3 protein-coding genes and 1 pseudogene are annotated in these 2,968 nt (G+C 50.6%); 2 read left to right on the forward strand and 2 right to left on the reverse strand.

The genetic code is table 11. The annotated features are described in order from the left end of the window. Positions 1–225: 225 nt before the first annotated feature. Positions 226–729 carry a peptide deformylase gene (def, locus tag ACTHUT_RS16870; RefSeq protein ID WP_250601654.1) on the reverse strand — a complete coding sequence of 168 codons (504 nt, stop codon included), beginning with the start codon at positions 727–729 and terminating at the stop codon, positions 226–228. A 234-nt stretch (positions 730–963) separates the two neighbouring features. Here def and ACTHUT_RS16875 point away from each other — a divergent pair, with 234 nt between their 5' ends. Further along, positions 964–2,229: a LysM peptidoglycan-binding domain-containing protein gene (locus ACTHUT_RS16875; protein ID WP_250601656.1), complete on the forward strand. Its 1,266-nt coding sequence runs from the start codon at positions 964–966 to the stop codon at positions 2,227–2,229. A gap of 81 nt (positions 2,230–2,310) precedes the next feature. After that, a pseudogene (locus ACTHUT_RS16880) lies at positions 2,311–2,424 on the forward strand (IS5/IS1182 family transposase); the annotation flags it as partial. 224 nt (positions 2,425–2,648) lie between these two features. Here ACTHUT_RS16880 and ACTHUT_RS16885 read toward each other — a convergent pair. Continuing rightward, the coding region (locus ACTHUT_RS16885) for an OmpP1/FadL family transporter (RefSeq protein WP_440419142.1) at positions 2,649–2,968 on the reverse strand (320 nt) is incomplete at its 5' end.

Genomic DNA, 2,968 nt, shown 5'->3' on the forward strand with positions numbered 1-2,968 from the left:
CAACACCAGCGGAATTTCAAAACCTGCGGCGGCGATGGCTTTCAAGGCGGCGGCGGCAAAATCGGGCGTACCGGCAAAGATGACTTTCATGTTGTGTCCTTGTGGAAATGGTTTGAATGGGCGCGTTAGGCAAACTGTTTCAGCTGAAAAGGCCGTCTGAAAGATTGAAAACCGAAGTCTGCCTTCTGTTTTGTCTTTTCAGACGGCCTTTAAGCGATGCACAGGTCAGATGGTGTGTTTCTGACGTTTTTTCAGTTTGGTTTTGATGCGGCCTTGTTTCAGCTGCGACAAGTGTTCGACAAACACGATGCCCATCAGGTGGTCCAATTCGTGCTGCACGCAGATTGCCAACAGGCCGTCTGCTTCCAGCGTGAACTTCTCGCCTTTTTCGTTCAAGGCTTCAACTTTGACACGCTCGGCACGGGTTACGGTATCGTAAATGCCCGGCACGGACAGACAGCCTTCTTCATAAGTCGTCTCGCCGTCTTTTTCGACAATGACGGGATTGATGAACACGCGCGGCTCGCTGCGGTCTTCGGTCAAATCCATCACGACGATGCGCTCGTGTACGTCGACCTGAGTGGCCGCCAAGCCGATACCGCGTGCTTCGTACATGGTTTCAAACATATCGGCAACCAATATCTGGATGCGCTCGTCGATTTTTTCAACAGGTTTGGCGACCGTGTGCAAACGCTCGTCGGGGTATTGGAGGATGTTCAGTAAAGCCATAATATTCTCGTTTTATAAAGCTGATGTGTGATTTTCATACAGATTCGGTTTCCGCCGCCACAATCTCCTGTCATGACAGCAACATTCAATGCTAAAATAACGCCGAAAAATGTTAAGATAGCGCGACGGAGGCCGTCCGTTATCGTATTGATGAATGGGCGGCAGTTTCGCAAACTCCAGCCTTCTCTGTTTATCATCTGAAGACAAACCGAATCGATTTCAAGGGGAACGGTTATGCAACAACGTATTATAACCCTGCTTTGCATGGCAGGCATGGCTATTTCTGCCCACACTCAGGCAGCTTCTTTAAAAATCCGCCCCAATGCGCCGCAACGCTACGTCGTTAAAAACGGCGATACCTTGTGGGGTATTTCCGGCAAATATCTGTACAGCCCATGGCAATGGAACCGCCTTTGGGGCGCTAACCGCAACGCCATCCGCAATCCGCATCTGATCTATCCGGGTCAGGTGTTGGTTTTACGCTACATCAACGGTCAGCCGCGACTGGGTTTTGAACATGCCCAAACCCGTTCAGACGGCATTCCCGTGATCAAACTGCATCCGCGCGTACGCGAAACTTCCGGCTACGGCATTCCGACCGTCAATGTCAACCTCTACCGCATGTTCATGAAACATCCGCAGATTATCGCTCCGGAAGAAACCGCCAACGCGCCGCGCCTGATTGCCGGCCCCGACAACCGCGTCCTCTACACCCAAGGCAACCGCGTGTACGCATACGGCCTGACCGAACCCGGCCGCTACCTGACCTACCGCGTCAATAAAAACATCACTGATCCGGAAACCGGCAAATTCCTCGGCCAAGAAGTTGTGTTCAGCGGCATCGCCAACACGCTGCCTTACACCGACTCCGCCTTGGAAAACCGTACCCGCGCTTCTGACGAAAAACTCAAAAGCAACGAGTATTACACCCAAGTCAACAAAGCCATGAAGCTGCGCACCCAATCCGCGCAACCTTTGGTTATCGAAAAAGCCGTTTCCGAAATCCGCAAAGACGACTATCTGCTGAAACTGCCCGAAGGCCTCGACAGCTTCAATGTTATGCCTCACGCCCCTGCCCGTCCGATTCAGGCCAAAGTCGTTTCCATCTTCGACGGCGTGGGCGAAGCCGGCCAGTTCCAAACCATTACTTTGGACAAAGGCGAACTCGACGGCTTGGACAAAGGCACTGTGGTCAGCCTCTACAAACGCGGCCGCCAAGTCCGTGTGAATCTGTCCAACAACCTGATTCGCAAGCCGAAAGACAAAGATACGGTTGAATTGGTTTCCATTCCGGCGGAAGAAATCGGCTTGGCAATGGTGTACCGCACATCCGACCATCTGGCCTCCGCCATTATTTTGGAAAGCCTGAACAGCGTTTCCATCGGCGATACCGCTTCCGAACCCGGCCGTGATTTGGACAATATGGCCGATGAAAAAACCATGGACAAGCCGGCTGAAGACGAACAGGAAAGAGAAATCGAACTGGAAGTCCGCAGCTGATTGAGCTTTCTTAGCCGCCATCCGGCAAATAAAGGCCGTCTGAAAACCTGTTTTTCAGACGGCCTTTTGATTGCTGCCCATCAGAATAAATATAGTGGATTAAATTTAAATCAGGACAAGGCAACGAAGCCGCAGACAGTACAAATAGTACGGCAAGGCGAGGCAACGCCGTACTGGTTTAAATTTAATCTACTATAAAATCTGTAACACGCCGTTTTAAAGCGCAAACAATATCCCATGTCTTCAGCTATTTATCAGCTTTCCCCTTTTCTATCGTCTTTCCGTTCTGCCATTCAAATCAGAAATATGAAAAGCCCAGCACGCTATTTATTGGCTGTTGATTGTTCCATCTATTCCTGCCAATCAAAAAGGCCGTCTGAAGATTTCAGACGGCCTTTTTATCCACAACTCAAATCCGATTATTTGAATTTATAAGTGTATTGCAAGCCCAAGATGTCCGCTTTGTTTTTGAAGCGGGCAGAGGATGTACCACGGCTGTCTACGTCGTTGCCGCTGGCTTTGCCTGTGCGGTAAACCGTGTCATTGATGTGGATATGGCTGTACGCCGCATCGATAACATGGTTTTTACCCAGTTGATATTTAGCACCGACAGAGAACCAGATACGGTTGCCGTCAGGCAGGCTGTTCATGCGGTCTTCGGCGCTTTTAACCGGTGATTTGTCGAAAGCGATACCGGCACGCAGTTGCAATGGTTCGGTAACTTGGTAAGAGCCGCCGA

The sequence above is a fragment of the Neisseria sp. P0022.S010 genome (genome assembly GCF_051956635.1).

Coding starts and splice junctions, on each gene's coding strand:
- def (WP_250601654.1), bottom strand. CDS start 729: ATGGCTTTACTGAACATCCTCCAATACCCCGACGAGCGTTTGCACACG.
- ACTHUT_RS16875 (WP_250601656.1), top strand. CDS start 964: ATGCAACAACGTATTATAACCCTGCTTTGCATGGCAGGCATGGCTATT.